Origin of the sequence: Kocuria coralli, assembly GCF_008831305.1 — a bacterium.
Taxonomy (GTDB): domain Bacteria; phylum Actinomycetota; class Actinomycetes; order Actinomycetales; family Micrococcaceae; genus Kocuria; species Kocuria coralli.
Genome location: NZ_ML708612.1, coordinates 167,197 through 182,455, shown reverse-complemented (window position 1 = coordinate 182,455; position 15,259 = coordinate 167,197). Strand labels below are relative to the sequence as shown.

12 protein-coding genes are annotated in these 15,259 nt (G+C 69.9%); 10 read left to right on the top strand and 2 right to left on the bottom strand.

Annotated elements, in window-relative coordinates:
• The 10 genes from FCK90_RS04050 to FCK90_RS04005 all read left to right on the top strand — a co-directional run bounded on the left by FCK90_RS04050 (nucleotide 1) and on the right by FCK90_RS04005 (nucleotide 12,860).
• The gene (locus tag FCK90_RS04050; RefSeq protein ID WP_158033010.1) at nucleotides 1-627 is read left to right on the top strand and encodes a PH-like domain-containing protein; all 627 of its coding nucleotides are present in this window, start codon (nucleotides 1-3) and stop codon (nucleotides 625-627) included.
• Nucleotides 628-632: 5 nt separating this feature from the next.
• Complete coding sequence (carA, locus tag FCK90_RS04045) at nucleotides 633-1,832, top strand: glutamine-hydrolyzing carbamoyl-phosphate synthase small subunit (RefSeq protein WP_425481684.1); 1,200 nt, start codon at nucleotides 633-635, stop codon at nucleotides 1,830-1,832.
• Nucleotides 1,832-5,170, top strand: a complete 3,339-nt coding sequence (gene carB / locus FCK90_RS04040) for a carbamoyl-phosphate synthase large subunit (protein WP_158033008.1) — start codon at nucleotides 1,832-1,834, stop codon at nucleotides 5,168-5,170. The genes carA and carB overlap by 1 nt, the downstream gene beginning before the upstream one ends.
• Nucleotides 5,163-6,089 (top strand): orotidine-5'-phosphate decarboxylase, encoded by a 927-nt coding sequence (pyrF, locus tag FCK90_RS04035; RefSeq protein ID WP_158033007.1) that lies wholly within the window; start codon nucleotides 5,163-5,165, stop codon nucleotides 6,087-6,089. Before carB ends, pyrF begins: the two co-directional genes overlap by 8 nt.
• Before the next feature lie 189 nt (nucleotides 6,090-6,278).
• Entirely contained in the window at nucleotides 6,279-6,593 is a 315-nt protein-coding gene (mihF, locus tag FCK90_RS04030) for an integration host factor, actinobacterial type (protein ID WP_158033006.1), read from the top strand.
• A 134-nt stretch (nucleotides 6,594-6,727) separates the two neighbouring features.
• On the top strand, nucleotides 6,728-7,339 hold the full coding sequence (gene gmk, locus FCK90_RS04025) for a guanylate kinase (RefSeq protein ID WP_158033005.1): 612 nt from the start codon (nucleotides 6,728-6,730) through the stop codon (nucleotides 7,337-7,339).
• Nucleotides 7,340-7,378: 39 nt separating this feature from the next.
• On the top strand, nucleotides 7,379-7,882 hold the full coding sequence (gene rpoZ, locus FCK90_RS04020) for a DNA-directed RNA polymerase subunit omega (RefSeq protein WP_158033004.1): 504 nt from the start codon (nucleotides 7,379-7,381) through the stop codon (nucleotides 7,880-7,882).
• Nucleotides 7,883-7,904: 22 nt separating this feature from the next.
• Nucleotides 7,905-9,161 (top strand): bifunctional phosphopantothenoylcysteine decarboxylase/phosphopantothenate--cysteine ligase CoaBC, encoded by a 1,257-nt coding sequence (gene coaBC, locus FCK90_RS04015; RefSeq protein WP_158033003.1) that lies wholly within the window; start codon nucleotides 7,905-7,907, stop codon nucleotides 9,159-9,161.
• A 154-nt stretch (nucleotides 9,162-9,315) separates the two neighbouring features.
• Complete coding sequence (gene metK, locus FCK90_RS04010; RefSeq protein ID WP_158033069.1) at nucleotides 9,316-10,509, top strand: methionine adenosyltransferase; 1,194 nt, start codon at nucleotides 9,316-9,318, stop codon at nucleotides 10,507-10,509.
• An 11-nt stretch (nucleotides 10,510-10,520) separates the two neighbouring features.
• Entirely contained in the window at nucleotides 10,521-12,860 is a 2,340-nt protein-coding gene (locus FCK90_RS04005) for a primosomal protein N' family DNA-binding protein (RefSeq protein WP_158033002.1), read from the top strand.
• Nucleotides 12,861-12,903: 43 nt separating this feature from the next.
• On the opposite strand, the gene FCK90_RS04000 is transcribed toward FCK90_RS04005, so the two are convergent.
• Complete coding sequence (locus tag FCK90_RS04000; protein ID WP_158033001.1) at nucleotides 12,904-14,094, bottom strand: glycosyltransferase family 4 protein; 1,191 nt, start codon at nucleotides 14,092-14,094, stop codon at nucleotides 12,904-12,906.
• Between the two features lies 1 nt (nucleotide 14,095).
• A complete protein-coding gene (locus tag FCK90_RS03995) occupies nucleotides 14,096-15,115 on the bottom strand; it encodes an alpha/beta fold hydrolase (RefSeq protein ID WP_158033000.1) in 1,020 nt (339 codons plus the stop codon).
• Between the last annotated feature and the right edge of the window lie 144 nt (nucleotides 15,116-15,259).

Below are 15,259 nucleotides of genomic sequence, written 5' to 3'. Positions count from 1 at the left end.
GTGGCGGGCATCGACGAGAAGGTCCTCACCGCCATCGTCCTCGGAGTCTTCGTCGTCGTCCTCTTCGCCGTGATCGGCCGGTCCTGGATGCGCAGGACCCGACGGGAGGAGAACGAGGGGCACCTGCCGGAACTGCCCGCCGACCTGGCGGAGCGCGAGCCGGGCGCCGCCGTCGAGGGCATGTACGTGGCCACCTGCGTGCGCGGCAACCACCTGGCCCGCCTGGTGGGGCACGGCCTGGGCGTGCGCACCACCGCCAGGGTGTTCGCCTACGACGACGGGGTGCTCTACGACCGCGACGGCACCCAGCCGCTGTGGGTGCCCCGCGATGAGATCGACGGTTTCGGGACCGCCTCGGGCATGGTCGGCAAGTTCGTGGAGAAGAACGGGCTGGTGGTGCTCTCCTGGCGGCTGCACGAGCGCGAGGTGGACACCGGCGTGCGCACCAAGACCCGTGAGGGCAAGGCCGAGCTGCTCGAGGCCTTCTCCCGGCTGACGGCACGCGAGGAAGCACCCGGAAGCCCCGGACCGCAGCCGGAACCGGACGACGACGCCGCGCCTTCCCCTGATCCAACCCAATCATCCTTTGGCGCAGAGCCAACCGGTACTCAGAAGGAGACTCCGTGAAATCGCTGCTCACAGCCCACGCGGCACCCGCGGCCCTCGTGCTCGAAGACGGCCGGATCTTCCGCGGACGGGCATGGGGTGCCACCGGCACCGCCCTGGGCGAAGCCGTGTTCAGCACGGGCATGACCGGATACCAGGAGACCATCACCGATCCCTCCTACGCGGGGCAGATCGTGATCCAGACTGCCCCCCACATCGGCAACACGGGCACCAACACCACCGACGACGAGTCCCGGCGGATCTGGGTCGAGGGCTACGCGGTGCGCGACGCCTCCCGCGTGGCCTCCAACTGGCGCAACGAGAAGACCCTGCACGACCTGCTCGAGGAGCAGGGCATCGTCTCCATCTGCGACATCGACACCCGTGCCGCGACCCGTCACCTCCGGGACAAGGGCGCGATGCGCTCGGGCATCTTCTCCGGGGAGGCCCTGGCGGGGAAGACCGACGCGGAGCTCGTGTCGGTCGTGACCGGGCAGCCCTCGATGGCGGGCCGCCAGCTGGCCGAGACGGTGACCGCGGAGGCCGCCTACGTCGTGGAACCAGCCGAGCACGGCTGGGAAGGCGCCCCGCGCGGCGAGGTGGTGGCCGTCGACCTGGGCATCAAGGCGATGACCCCGCAGCGGATGGCCGAACGGGGCCTGCGCGTCCACGTGGTCCCCGCCGGCACCACCTGGGAGCAGATCCAGGAGATCGACCCCGACGGCGTGTTCATGTCCAACGGGCCGGGCGATCCCCAGACCGCGGCCCAGCAGATCGAGGTGCTGCGCGAGGTCCTGCGGGCGCGGAAGCCGTTCTTCGGGATCTGCTTCGGCAACCAGATGCTGGGCCGGGCACTCGGTTTCGGCACCTACAAGCTGCCGTTCGGCCACCGCGGGATCAACCAGCCGGTCCTGGACCGCCGTACGGGCAAGGTGGAGATCACGGCGCAGAACCACGGGTTCGCCGTCGACGCCCCCTTGGACGGCCCCGTGACCGCCCCCGTCGAGGAGTTCGGCCGGGTCGAGGTCTCCCACATCGGGCTCAACGACCGGGTGGTCGAGGGACTGGCCTGCCTGGACATTCCGGCGTTCTCGGTCCAGTACCACCCGGAGGCCGCGGCGGGGCCGCACGACGCCGCATATCTGTTCGACCGCTTCGTGGAACTGATGGGCCTGGAGCCGGCGGACGACGAGCTGATCGACAACGAGCAGGAGGGCGACAACTGATGCCGCGCAGGAACGATTTGAACAGCGTGCTCGTGATCGGCTCCGGCCCGATCGTGATCGGGCAGGCCGCGGAGTTCGACTACTCCGGTACCCAGGCGCTGCGCGTGCTCAAGGAGGAGGGCCTTCGGGTCATCCTGGTCAACTCCAACCCGGCCACGATCATGACGGACCCCGAGTTCGCCGACGCCACCTACGTGGAGCCGATCACCCCGGAGGTGGTCGAGAAGATCATCGCCAAGGAACGGCCCGACGCCGTCCTGCCCACCCTGGGCGGGCAGACCGCGCTCAACACCGCCATCGCCCTGGACGCCAACGGCGTGCTCGAGAAGTACGACGTCGAGCTGATCGGCGCGAACATCGAGGCGATCAATCTGGGCGAGGACCGCGAGGCGTTCAAGGGCGTGGTGGAGCGCTGCGGCGCCGAGTCCGCCCGCTCGGTCATCGTGCACTCCATGGACGAGGCCTTCGCGGCGGCCGAGGAACTGGGCTACCCCATGGTGGTCCGCCCCTCCTTCACGATGGGCGGGCTCGGCTCCGGCCTGGCCTACAACCCCGATGACCTGCGCCGCATCGCCGGCGCCGGCCTGCAGTACTCGCCGACCACCGAGGTGCTCCTGGAGGAGTCCATCCTCGGGTGGAAGGAGTACGAGCTCGAGATGATGCGCGACGCCAACGACAACGTCGTGGTCGTGTGCTCGATCGAGAACTTCGACCCGGTCGGCGTGCACACCGGCGACTCCATCACGGTGGCCCCGGCGCTGACCCTGACGGACCGGGAGTACCAGAAGCTGCGCGACGTGTCGATCGCCGTGATCCGCGAGGTCGGCGTGGACACCGGCGGCTGCAACATCCAGTTCGCGGTGGACCCCGCCACGGGCCGCGTCGTGGTGATCGAGATGAACCCCCGCGTCTCCCGCTCCTCGGCCCTGGCCTCGAAGGCCACGGGCTTCCCGATCGCCAAGATCGCGACCAAGCTCTCGTTGGGCTACACCCTGGACGAGATCCCCAACGACATCACCCAGAAGACGCCGGCCTCCTTCGAGCCGACCCTGGACTACGTCGTCGTCAAGGTGCCGCGCTTCGCCTTCGAGAAGTTCCCGGCGGCGGACCCCACTCTGACCACCACCATGAAATCGGTGGGCGAGGCCATGGCGATCGGCCGGAACTTCACCGAGGCGCTGCAGAAGGCGATGCGCTCGCTCGAGCAGAGCGACTCCTCGTTCTCCTTTGACCTGCCCGAGGTCGCCCTGGGCCCCAACGGGATCGAGCGTCTCGTGGAGGCCACCGACGAGGCCACCACCCAGCGGATCCACGCCGTGCAGCAGGCGCTGCTCAACGGCGCGACGGTCGAGCAGGTGCACGCCACCACCAAGATCGACCCGTGGTTCCTGGACCAGATCCAGCTGCTCAACGAGGTCGCCGGCGCGGTCCGCGCGGATCCGGACCTCACCAGGCCGACCCTGGAGCTGGCCAAGCGCCACGGCTTCTCCGACGAGCAGATCGGCGCCCTGGCCCACGTGGCCGAGGACGTGGTGCGAGGCGTCCGGCACGCGCTGGGCGTACGGCCCGTGTTCAAGACCGTGGACACCTGCGCCGCCGAATTCGAGGCCTTCACCCCGTACCACTACTCGTCCTACGACGAGGAGAACGAGGTGGCCGAGCACCGGAAGCCCTCGATCATCATCCTGGGATCCGGCCCCAACCGGATCGGCCAGGGGATCGAGTTCGACTACTCCTGCGTGCACGCCTCCATGGTGCTGCGCGAAGCGGGCTTCGAGACCGTGATGGTCAACTGCAACCCGGAGACCGTCTCCACCGACTACGACGTCTCCACGCGGCTCTACTTCGAGCCCCTGACCTTCGAAGACGTCATGGAGATCGTTAACGTCGAGCAGGCCACGGGCGGTCTGCTCGGGGTGTACGTCCAGCTCGGCGGCCAAACCCCGCTGAAACTGGCCGCGCAGCTCAAAGCCGCCGGCGTTCCGATCCTCGGCACCACCCCCGAGGCCATCGACCTGGCCGAGGACCGGGGCGAGTTCGCCCGGGTGCTGCAGGAGGCCGGCTTGCGCCAGCCCCGCAACGGCACCGCCTACACCTTCGAGGCGGCGCAGGCCATCGCCCAGGACATCGGCTACCCCGTGCTGGTGCGCCCGTCCTACGTCCTGGGCGGCCGCGGCATGGAGATCGTCTACACCGAGGGCCAGCTGCGCTCCTACCTGGAGAACGCCACAGAGGTCTCGCCGTCGCGCCCGGCCCTGATCGACAAGTTCCTGGAAGACGCCATCGAGATCGACGTCGACGCCCTCTACGACGGCCGCGACCTCTACGTGGGCGGCATCATGGAGCACATCGAGGAAGCCGGCATCCACTCCGGGGACTCCGCCTGCACGTTGCCACCCATCACCCTGGGCCCCGACGTCCTGGACCGTGTCCGGGAGGCCACCGGGGCCATCGCGGCGGGAGTGGGCGTTCGCGGGCTGATCAACATCCAGTTCGCCCTGGCCTCCGACGTCCTCTACGTGATCGAGGCGAATCCGCGCGCCTCGCGCACCGTGCCGTTCGTCTCCAAGGCCACGGGTGTGCAGCTGGCCAAGGCGGCCGCCCTGATCGGGACGGGCAAGACGCTGCGCGAACTGCGCTCGGAGGGCTTCCTCCTCGCCGAGGGGGACGGCGCCAGGCTGCCCGAGGGAGCCTCGGTGGCCGTGAAGGAGGCCGTGCTGCCCTTCGCCCGCTTCCGCACCCGAGAAGGCGCCGTCGTCGATTCCCTCCTCGGCCCCGAGATGCGCTCGACCGGTGAGGTCATGGGCATCGACCGGTTCTTCGACACCGCCTTCGCCAAGGCGCAGGCCGGCGTCGGGGTGGCGCTGCCCACCTCGGGACGCATCTTCGTCTCCGTGGCCAACAAGGACAAACGATCGTCCGTCGTCTACGTCCGGATGTTCAAGGAACTGGGCTTCGAGATCGTCTCCACGGGTGGCACGGCCGAGGTGCTGCGCCGCAACGGCATCGAGTCCACCGTGGTCTCCAAGATCTCCGACGCCGCCTCGGACGATCAGACCATCATCGACCTGATCGAGGCGGGGGAGATCGCCCTGGTCTTCAACACCCCCTCGGGTGCGGGTGACGCCAGGGGCGACGGCTACGAAATCCGGGCGGCCGCCACGAGCGTCGGCGTGCCGATCGTCACCACGGTGTCGGAGATCGGCGCGGCGCTGCAGGCGGTGACCGCCATGCGCTCGTTCTCCTGGGATGTGACCTCCCTGCAGGATCACGCCAAGCGGCTCGAGTCCCAGGTGATCGGCCAGGATCCGGCGACGGCGGAGAACGCCCATGTCTGACGGCACCTCGTCTGAGCACCAGGGGGAGTCCCGGAAGGGCGCGGTCCCGGAGGCCTTCGGGGTCCGCCTGGGCCGCGCGATCGAGCGCAGCGGGCCGCTGTGCGTGGGGATCGACGCCCATCCGGCGATCATGACCGCCTGGGGACTGCCCTCCACCCCCGCCGGGCTGCTGCGGCTGTCCATGACGGTGATCGAGGCGGTGGCCGGCCACGCTGCCGCGATCAAGCCCCAGGTGGCCTGGTACGAAGCCTACGGCTCCGGCGGTATGGCCGTCCTGGAGCAGACCCTGGCGGCGGCGCGCGACCATGGACTGCTCACGATCGCGGACGCCAAACGCGGGGATATCGGCTCGACGATGGAGGCCTATGCCTACACGTGGCTCTCCGACGACTCCACCCTGGCCGCCGATGCCGTCACGCTCAGTCCTTATCTCGGCGCGGGTTCCCTGGAACCCGCCTTCGAGCTCGCGGAGGCCACCGGCAGGGGGACGTTCGTCCTCGCCCTGACCTCCAACCCCGAGGGAGCCTCGGTCCAGCACGTCGGCGGTACCCGGTCCGTGGCCGCCCGAGTGGTCGAAGAGGTCGAAGAACGAAATATGGGCCTGTCAGACACGAAACACACGATGCGAGACCAAATCGTTATAAAACCCAATGGGCTCGTCGTCGGCGCCACGGTCGGCTCCGCGCCCGAAACCGTCGGTGTTGATCTGTCAACATTCAGCGGTCCCGTCCTGGCTCCGGGCTATGGGGCGCAAGGCGCCACCGCCGGCGAGCTGGGTCAGTTGTTCTCCCACGTCAGGGGGCGCGTCCTGGTGAACTCCGCCCGGGGCATCCTCCGCGCGGGCCCCGATCCCGCTGATTTGAGGGCTTCGGCGCAGGCCGCGACCGAGGATCTCCGCCGGGGCCTGGGAGCGGGCTGACCCGGGCGCTCCAGCCGCCGTCACCCCCTCCGGCGGGCGTCTGGGCTGTTCTCCCGAGTGCGGGTATGGTGCCGACTGCACAGCATTTCCATGCGAATACGCATAAAATTGCTGGTGAGAGCGGATCGTATCCGGTTCTGGTCGGACCGTGGGCCCAGGATTCGCCTTGACGGAGAGGGAGAGAACAGCATGGCATTGCGTCTGTTGACCGATGAAGAGCGCGCGGCCGCGCGCGAGAAGGCCACCGCGGCGCGTGCAGTGCGCGCCGAGGCGAAGGCCGCACTGAAGGACCGCAAGATCACTGTGGCGCAGCTCCTGGAGCGTGCCCAGAACGAGGAGGCCCTGAGTCGCCTGAAGGTCTCCGATCTGCTGGAGGCGGCCCCCGGCATCGGCAAGGTGCGCTCGGCGAGCATCATGGAGGAGATCGGGATCGCCAAGACCCGTCGAGTCCGCGGTCTGGGCGTCCATCAGCGCAAGGCGCTCATCGAGTACCTCGATTCCTGAGCGCTCCGACCGAGCGCGATCGCGCAGCCGGGACAAGGGTCCATCGCCAGACGGCGGTGGGCCCTTGCCCATGCGGGACCGGTACCCTGGTCCGAAGCCAGATCCGATGACCGGTCCGTCGAAAGGTTCCCGAAGTGCCGCATGAGGCAACCGCCACCCCAGTTCCCGCCACCTCGACCGGGCCCTCGGTGACCGTGCTCGCCGGCCCCACCGCGGTCGGAAAGGGGACGGTGTCGACCTTCGTGCGGGATCACTATCCGGACGTGTGGCTCTCGGTGTCCGCCACCACCCGCAAGCCCCGCCCGGGGGAGCAGGAGGGCGTCCATTACTTCTTCGTCGACGACGACGAGTTCGACCGTATGGTCGCTGCGGGCGACATGCTCGAATGGGCCGTGGTGCACAACTCCTACCGCTACGGGACCCCCCGGCAGAAGGTCCTCGACGCCACCGCCGAAGGGCGCAAGGTGCTGCTGGAGATCGACCTGCAGGGGGCGAGGCAGGTGCGGGAGAGCATGCCGGAGGCGCATTTCGTGTTCCTGGCCCCGCCGTCGTGGGAGGAATTGGTGTCCCGGCTCACGGGACGGGGCACCGAGACGGCGGAGGAACAGCGGCGGCGGCTGGAAACCGCTAAGATAGAACTCGCGGCTGAATCCGAATTCGATGACACGGTGATCAACGACCGGGTCGAGGCCGCCGCGCGGAAGCTGGTCGAGCTCATGGGCTTGGACCCCCGCCCCGGCGCTTGAGAGCCGCACACAGACATCCACATCGTTGGGAGCAATCTTTTGTCCATCCAGAACCAGGGCATCATCGAACCGCCGGTCGATCGGCTCTTGACCAAGTCCGACTCCAAGTACGGACTGGTCATCTTCGCCGCCCGCCGGGCGCGCCAGATCAATGCCTACTACTCGCAGCTGCACGAGGGTCTCTTCGAGTACGTCGGCCCGCTGGTCGACGTCGAGCTGAACGAGAAGACCCTCTCCGTCTCCCTGCGTGAGATCGACGAGGGCCTCATCGAGTCCACGCCCGTGGAGGCCGCAGGATTCTCCGAGAACGGGCAGCTGGTCGCCGAGACCGAGGCTGGCGCCACCGACTTCTACGGCGGGGACTTCTTCGGCAGCGAATCGGATCTGGACTCCTCCATGGTCTTCTCCGACACCCCTCTGGTGGCGGAGGACGTGGACGCGACGGCGACCACCGAAGAGGGCGCCGACGTTCCGGTGGAGAACCTCGCACCGGAGACCGAGGCCGCCGAGGAGCAGGCCGACGTCGACAGCCAGGACCTGTAACGACGACGCGGCTTCGAAGGCCATGCGCATCGTTCTGGGCGTCGGAGGGGGCATTGCCGCGTACAAGGCGGCGATGCTCCTTCGCCTTTTCTCCGAAGCCGGGCACCACGTGGTCCCCATCCCCACGCGCTCCGCGCTCGAATTCGTCGGAGCCGCGACCTGGGAGGCGCTGTCCGGCGAGGAGGTCACCACGGAGGTCTTCGACCGCGTCCCCGCGGTGAACCACGTGGGGCAGGGCCAGGCCGCCGATCTCGTGGTGATCGCCCCCGCCACGGCCGACCTGCTGGCCCGGGCGGCCCACGGACATGCCGACGATCTGCTGACCACGACGCTGCTGGCCACCCGCGCACCGGTGCTCTTCGCCCCTGCGATGCATACCGAGATGTGGCTCAACGCGGCCGTCCAGGAGAACGTGGCCACGCTGCGCCGTCATGGTCATACCGTGCTGGAACCGGCCGACGGGCGCCTGACGGGCAAGGACTCGGGGCCGGGGCGCCTGCCGGAACCCGAGATCATCCGTGACGCGGCGCTGGGCCTGATGCCTCCCGCGGCCTCCTCCGAAGCTCTCCCTCTGGCGGGAGTGCGCGCCCTCGTGTCCGCCGGCGGGACCCAGGAGCCGCTGGACCCGGTGCGGTACCTGGGCAACCGGTCCTCGGGCAAACAGGGCGTGGCTGTCGCGAAGGCCCTCCATGAGGCCGGTGCCGACGTCGATCTGGTGGCTGCGCACGTGGATCTGATCCTCCCGCAGGAGCAGGCCGCCACGGCCTCGTCACCGCGGTTCAGCGTGCACCGGGCGGGCTCGGCGCAGGAGCTGGAAGACGCCATGGCGCGCCGGGCCGAGCAGGCCGACGTCATCGTGATGACGGCGGCCGTCGCCGATTTCCGGCCCGCCGAGGTCGCCGAGTCCAAGATCAAGAAGACCGCCGACCCCGACGACGCCCCGGTGATCCGCCTGGTGCGCAATCCCGATATCCTGCGCGGCCTCGTCGAGCGACGAGACCTGACCGGCGATACCCAGGTGATCGTGGGCTTCGCCGCTGAGACCGGCGACGCCCGGACCGATCCTCTGGACTTCGGCCGGGCGAAGCTCGAGCGCAAGGGCTGCGACCTCCTGTGCGTGAACCAGGTGGGCCGCGACCTGGTCTTCGGCCAGGACACGACCAAGGTCACCGTTCTCGCCGCCGACGGATCGCCCGATCGCACCGTGGAGGGCTCCAAGGACGACGTCGCCGCCGCCCTGACCCAGGCGATAGCGCAGCTGATCGATCACAGGCGCTGAGGCCCTCCTCCGCCGGGGTTGAGCCTTCGGCCCGGGAAGCAGTCCGAAATGCCGGACGGACGGTACTCTGTTGGGCGTGACTTCGACCCCTGTTTCCTCATCCTCAGCGCCTCGCCGCGGCGGCCGGGCTGCCGCCGCCCGGGGCAACACCCCGGTGGGCGGCTCCAGCCTGTTCACCTCCGAGTCCGTCACCGAGGGCCATCCGGACAAGATCTGCGACCGCATCTCCGATTCCATCCTGGACTCCCTGCTGCGCAGCGATCCCGATTCCTCCGTGGCCGTGGAGACCCTCGCGACCACGGGGCTCGTGCACGTGGCCGGTGAGGTGAAGTCCAGGGGCTACGTCGAGATCCCCTCGATCGTGCGCAAGACCATCCTCGACATCGGGTACAACTCCTCGGTGCAGGGCTTCGACGGCAAGTACTGCGGCGTCTCCATCTCCGTCGGCGAGCAGTCCCCCGAGATCTACGACGGCGTCTTCACCTCCCTGGAGAGCCGGGAGGGCACCGCGGCGGACCCGCGCGATGCCCAGGGCGCCGGCGATCAGGGCATCATGTTCGGCTACGCCTCCAACGAGACCGAGGCCCTGATGCCGGCGCCCATCCACTGGGCGCACCGGCTCTCGGAGCAGCTGACACGGGTCCGGAAGACCGCGATCCTCCCGGAGCTGCGGCCCGACGGCAAGACCCAGGTGACGTTGCGCTACGACGGGATGAAGCCCGTGGCCGTCGACACCGTGGTGGTCTCCGCCCAGCATGCCGAGTCCTACGAGCTCGAGCAGCTGCGCGACGACGTACGGGCCTCGGTGATCCAGCCGGTTCTCGAGGAGACCGGGCTGGATATCTCCGGGGTCAAGGTCATCATCAACCCGGCCGGGAACTTCATCACCGGCGGGCCGGTGGGCGATGCGGGACTGACGGGCCGGAAGATCATCGTGGACACCTACGGGGGCATGGCCCGCCACGGCGGGGGCGCCTTCTCGGGCAAGGACCCGTCCAAGGTGGACCGCTCCGCCGCCTACGCGATGCGCTGGGTGGCCAAGAACATCGTCGCGGCGGGCCTGGCCGACCGCGCCGAGGCCCAGGTGGCCTACGCCATCGGCAAGGCCCGTCCGGTCGGGGTCTACGTGGACACCTTCGGGTCGGCGACAGTGGATCCGGTGGCGATCGAGAAGGCGGTCCTGGAGGTCTTCGACCTGCGCCCCCTGGCGATCATCGAAGAGCTGGACCTCAAGCGGCCGATCTACGCCAAGACCGCCGCCGGAGGCCACTTCGGCCGCAACGATCCCGACTTCACGTGGGAGCGGACCGACCGGGTCGAGGCGCTGCGGGCAGCCGTGGGCGCCTGATCAGCGGGGACATGAGCCCGGAACCCGGCAACCCGCACGAGGCGGACCCCGAGCAGCTCGAGCTGATCGACCTGCCGCACCTTCCGCGCTCGAGAAGAACCTCGTCGAAGGATTCGCCCGGTGGTCCCCGGGACGGTACCGGGCACGACCACACGCCGGCCTACCTGGCGGGGGAGAGCCCCGTGGCCCGGGTCCTGCTCGAATCGCACGTGCCGCATCTGGACCGGCTCTTCGACTACGGGGTGCCCAGGGACCTGGCGGAGGAGGCACAGCCGGGAACTCGCGTGCGGGTCCGGTTCGGCGGCCAGCGGCTCCAGGGCTGGCTGATCGAGCGGACCGCGGACACCGAGGTCCCCAGGGACCGGCTGCAGCCTCTGATCCGGGTGCAGTCGGGCTTGGCCGTGCTGACGCCGGGCACCCTGGCGGTGGCACGGCTCGTGGCCGCCCGCAGCGCGGGAGTGGTGGCCGATGTGCTGCGAGCCGCGGTGCCGCCGCGCGTGGCCTCCGTCGAGAAGCAGGCGCTCAAGGCGCGGGCGGCTGAGGACAAGGACGCCGGGAAAGACGCGGCGAAGGACCCGTCGGAAGACGCTGCGCCCGCTCTGGAGGCAGACGCTGCGCAAGACCTGACGGGGGACCCCGAGAAAGCCCCCGCCGAGCCCCTTCCGTCCGGGCAGCCTGGCCCTGCCACGTCCGCTCCGGTCGACACCCGGGCGTGGGAACGGTACGACAACGGCCCCGAGGTGATCGGGGCCCTCGCGGCGGGCGAGCCGGTCCGCGCCGTGCTGCAGGCCCTGCCCTCGCACGCGGAGCACGACCGGCTGGACCTCGTGGCCGTCGCCGTCGCGGTGACGCACGCGGCGGGGCGGGGCGCGATTATCGTGGTGCCCGACGGCAAGATGCTGGATCGCCTCCAGGAGAGGGTCGAGCGGCTGCTTCCGGACGGCGTCGTGGCGCGGCTGCACAGCGACGACAAGCCGACGCCGCGCTACCGCGCTTTCGTCCAGCTCCTCGAGGGCCGCCGCACCGTCGTCCTGGGGACCCGCCCGGCGGTCTGGGCACCCGTGCGCGACCCCGGGCTGATCGTGGTGCTCGACGACGGCGACGGCAACCTGATCGAGCAGCGCGCTCCTTATCACCACGCCCGAGATGTGGCGCTCCTGCGGGCCGAGCACGAGCACCTGGCGGTACTGATCGCGGGTCAGACCGTCACCCCGGAGGCCCAGCGGCTCGTGGACACCGGATGGGCCCGGCCGGTCCGGCCGCCCCGTGACCTCCTCCGGGCCAGCATGCCGCGGATCGTGGCGACCTCCGACTCCTGGCACCAGCAACGCGATTCACTCGCGGGCCGGGCACGGCTCCCGGAGACGGCCTTCCGGGTGGCGCGGGACGCCCTGCGGATCGGGCCCGTGCTGATCCAGGTCGCGCGCGCGGGATACGCACCGGCCATCGCGTGCGAGCGGTGCAGGACCCCGGCGCGCTGCACCGCGTGCGAGGGACCGCTGACCGTCCTGGCGCACGGGCGGCAGCCATCGTGCGGGTGGTGCGGGCGGGAGGCCATGGCCTGGTCCTGCCCGGTGTGCCACCATCCGCGCTGGAGGATGTCGGCGGTCGGCTCCCAGCGCACGGCGGAGGAGCTCGGAAGGGCCTTCCCCCAGGTGCCGGTGATCGCCTCCTCCGGCGATACGATCCGGCGCAGCGTGAAGGCCGAGCCGGCCCTGGTCGTGGCCACCCCCGGCGCGGAGCCGTGGGCGGAGGGCCGCTACGCCGCCGCCCTGCTGCTCGACGGCGACCGGATGCTCTCCCGGCCCGGCCTGCGCGCCGAGGAGGAGACGCTGCGGCGCTGGTTCGATGCGGTCTCGCTGGTCCGGGCGGGGCACGACGGCGGAACGGTCGTGGTGACCTCTGAGCACGAGCGCGCCGTCAACACGCTGGTGCGCTGGGATCCGGCCGGCCATGCGCGCAACGAACTGGCGGAACGGCGCGTACTGCAGCTGCCCCCGGCCGTCCGCTCGGCGGCGTTGACGGGCGAGCTGGGGGCGCTGCATGACTTCCTCGACCTTGCCCAGCTTCCCCCGGATGTGCGGGTCATCGGCCCGGCCCCCGTGGAGGACTCGGATCTTCCCGGACCACGGGGACGTGCGCGACGGACGGAGGCGGGGGAGCAGCTGGGGGATGACGGCATGACGCCGGGCAGTCCAGGCTCCCGGGCGGAGCACCGCGTCCTGCTGTTCTTCGGCTACGCGATGGCCGCCGAGGTCACCGCCAGGCTCCGGTCGGCCAGGGCGGAGGCCTCCGCCCTGCGCCGGTTCGGGGTGGTGCAGGTGCGCTGCGATATCGCCGACCTCTTGTGAGGCGGCGATGACAGGGATGACAGGGTCGTGACCCGAGGGCCTCTCAGGCGCTTGGTATCTTGCTCGCCACCTGGGCCACGACCGCCAGCAGGTCCAGGGCTGACTGCTCCCACGACGAACGCCGGGCCAGATCGAGCCCGTCGGTGATGAGTGCCCGGGCCACCCGTGGTTCCTCGAGGGAACGGACGGCGGCGGCGAAGCCCTGCGCATCGCCCGCGGGGACGTACAGGGCGGCCCGTCGGCAGACTTCGTGGAAGATCGGGATGTCGGTGCAGACGACCGGGGTTCCGGCGCACAGTGCCTCCATGAGCGGCAGCCCGTATCCTTCGGCGCGGGACGCGTGCACCAGGGCCGTGGCCTCGTGCAGGAGCGTGCGGTAGTCGTCGTCGCTGAGACCGTCGTGGAAGACCAGCCGTGCGCCGGGGGCCGCGCTCTCCAGCTCGAGGCGGCGCTGCGGCGAGATCCTGGAGACGAGGTGGAACTCGTATCCGGGAAGCAGGGCAGCCGCCCTGACCAGGGTCTCGACGTCCTTGTACGGCATGAACGAGCCCATATAGACGAGCTTTCCGGTCCGGTCCTCCCGGCGGGAAAGAGCGTCGTCGGGGGCGGAGACCTCGGCCGGGTCGGCCGCGTTGGGCACCACGAACAGCGGGCGGTCGGTCAGGCGGCGCTCCCGGATGCCGTCCGCGGAGGTCTGGGAGACCGTCACCACCGCGTCCGCGCGGTTCAGCGCCATCCGCTGGGGCCACAGGGCTTTGTGGAATAGCCGCCATCCGGCCCGGACGGGGGCGGGAAGGTCGCCGGGGGGAGCGGGGTGGTCGTAGTAGATCAGGTCGTGCAGCGTGAGGATCAGCCCGAATCGCCGGTTGAAGGCGCCCATGGTCTGCATCGGGGAGAACACCACGTCGGCTCCGCGCCTGTTCAGCACCCGGCCCGTGAGGACCTCCCCTGCGGACACGGGGTCCGGGCCGAGGAACCACCGGAAGTCCGGGAGGTGCTCCAGCTGGCGCTCGTCGGAGATCATCAGCTCGACGTCGACGTCGGTTCCGACAGCGGTGTGGAGACCGGTGTGGAGGCCGGTATGGACGGGGCTATTGACGCCGGGGCGGGAGGCCAGCACCCGCGACAGTCCCAGGCACAGGCCCGCGGTGTACCGGGAGATGCCGTCGTGACGGCCCACCCGTACGTATCGAGCGTCGATCACCAGCCGGGTGGGTGCCTGACCGGAGGCCATCTCAGCCGTCTCTGCGGCGCTTGACCACGGGCAGGAGCTGCGTCAGCTGGGAGGTGTTGGGCTTGGCCGTGTCCAGGCTGGGCAGCTCTTCGTGGATCTCGACGGGGTCCGGGGCGGGCCCGGTCAGGAACTCGTCGACCAGGTGGGCGGTCTCGTAGGCCTTCTCGTAGTGGATCAGGTGCCCGACCTCGGGGAAAGCCTCCTCCCGGCGCCGCGTGATCCAGTTCGCCATCCTCCGCTGGCTCCGCGGGGAGCCCATGGGGTCCTTGCCACCGGTGATCAGCAGCACCGGCATCTTGAGCAGGGGAGCCACCTCGGCGACGGTGCGCGACGTGGACGAGAGGTAGGCCTCCGTGATCACCCGCCTCTCGGCGTAGCTGTTGAAGTAGGCCCGGTGCTGGTTGACGATGTACTCGCGCAGCTCGGGATCCTCCGTGGTGGTCATCTCCCGGCTCATGATGTCCGCGACCATGTCGCTGCGCAGCAGCCTGTCGCCGAGCCCGAAGGGCAGTTTCCGGCTCAGCGAGTAATAGGTGTCCGCCACTTGCGACGCCAGCACCCGGTCGCCGGCGAGGGCCGGCTCGCTGATGGGATTGACCAGGATCAGGCGCTGCACCATGGCCGGGTAGTCGGCGGCCAAGTGCGCGGCGACGACGGACCCGAACGAATGCCCCAGCAGGGCGATGCCATGGTCCGCGTCCGGATGGATCGCCCCGTCCGTGAGCCGCTCGATGAACTCGCGCAGGAAAGCGACGTAGTTGGCCACGTTGTGCAGGCTGCGCTCGCCCTGATCGGCGGGGAACGCCTCGGAGCGGCCGAAGCCGGGAAGGTCGGGAATCACCACGTGGTAGCGGTCGCGCAGCGCATCGGCGATCAGCTGGAGGCCGTGGTGGTCGCCCCGGAAGCCATGCACCATGACCACCAGCGGCTTGCGGGTGGTGTCGACGTCGTAGAACCAGTACCGGACCTTGTAACCGTCCATGCGCATACTGCGCCGTTCGGCCCGGGGGTTTTCCAGCATGGGTTCCTCTCGCACGTCGTCGGATGAGTTCGCGCCAAGTCTACGACCCTTTCCACGACTCTCGTCCTGGCCGAGACCCCCGTCAACGCCGGCCGGGGTGCGGGCACGACCGGCGGGCCGCGGTTCCGCATGGCCCGGCGCACA

Coding starts and splice junctions, on each gene's coding strand:
- FCK90_RS03995 (WP_158033000.1), bottom strand. CDS start 15,115: ATGCTGGAAAACCCCCGGGCCGAACGGCGCAGTATGCGCATGGACGGT.
- FCK90_RS04000 (WP_158033001.1), bottom strand. CDS start 14,094: ATGGCCTCCGGTCAGGCACCCACCCGGCTGGTGATCGACGCTCGATAC.
- pyrF (WP_158033007.1), top strand. CDS start 5,163: ATGTCTGACGGCACCTCGTCTGAGCACCAGGGGGAGTCCCGGAAGGGC.
- FCK90_RS04005 (WP_158033002.1), top strand. CDS start 10,521: ATGAGCCCGGAACCCGGCAACCCGCACGAGGCGGACCCCGAGCAGCTC.
- coaBC (WP_158033003.1), top strand. CDS start 7,905: ATGCGCATCGTTCTGGGCGTCGGAGGGGGCATTGCCGCGTACAAGGCG.
- carB (WP_158033008.1), top strand. CDS start 1,832: ATGCCGCGCAGGAACGATTTGAACAGCGTGCTCGTGATCGGCTCCGGC.
- mihF (WP_158033006.1), top strand. CDS start 6,279: ATGGCATTGCGTCTGTTGACCGATGAAGAGCGCGCGGCCGCGCGCGAG.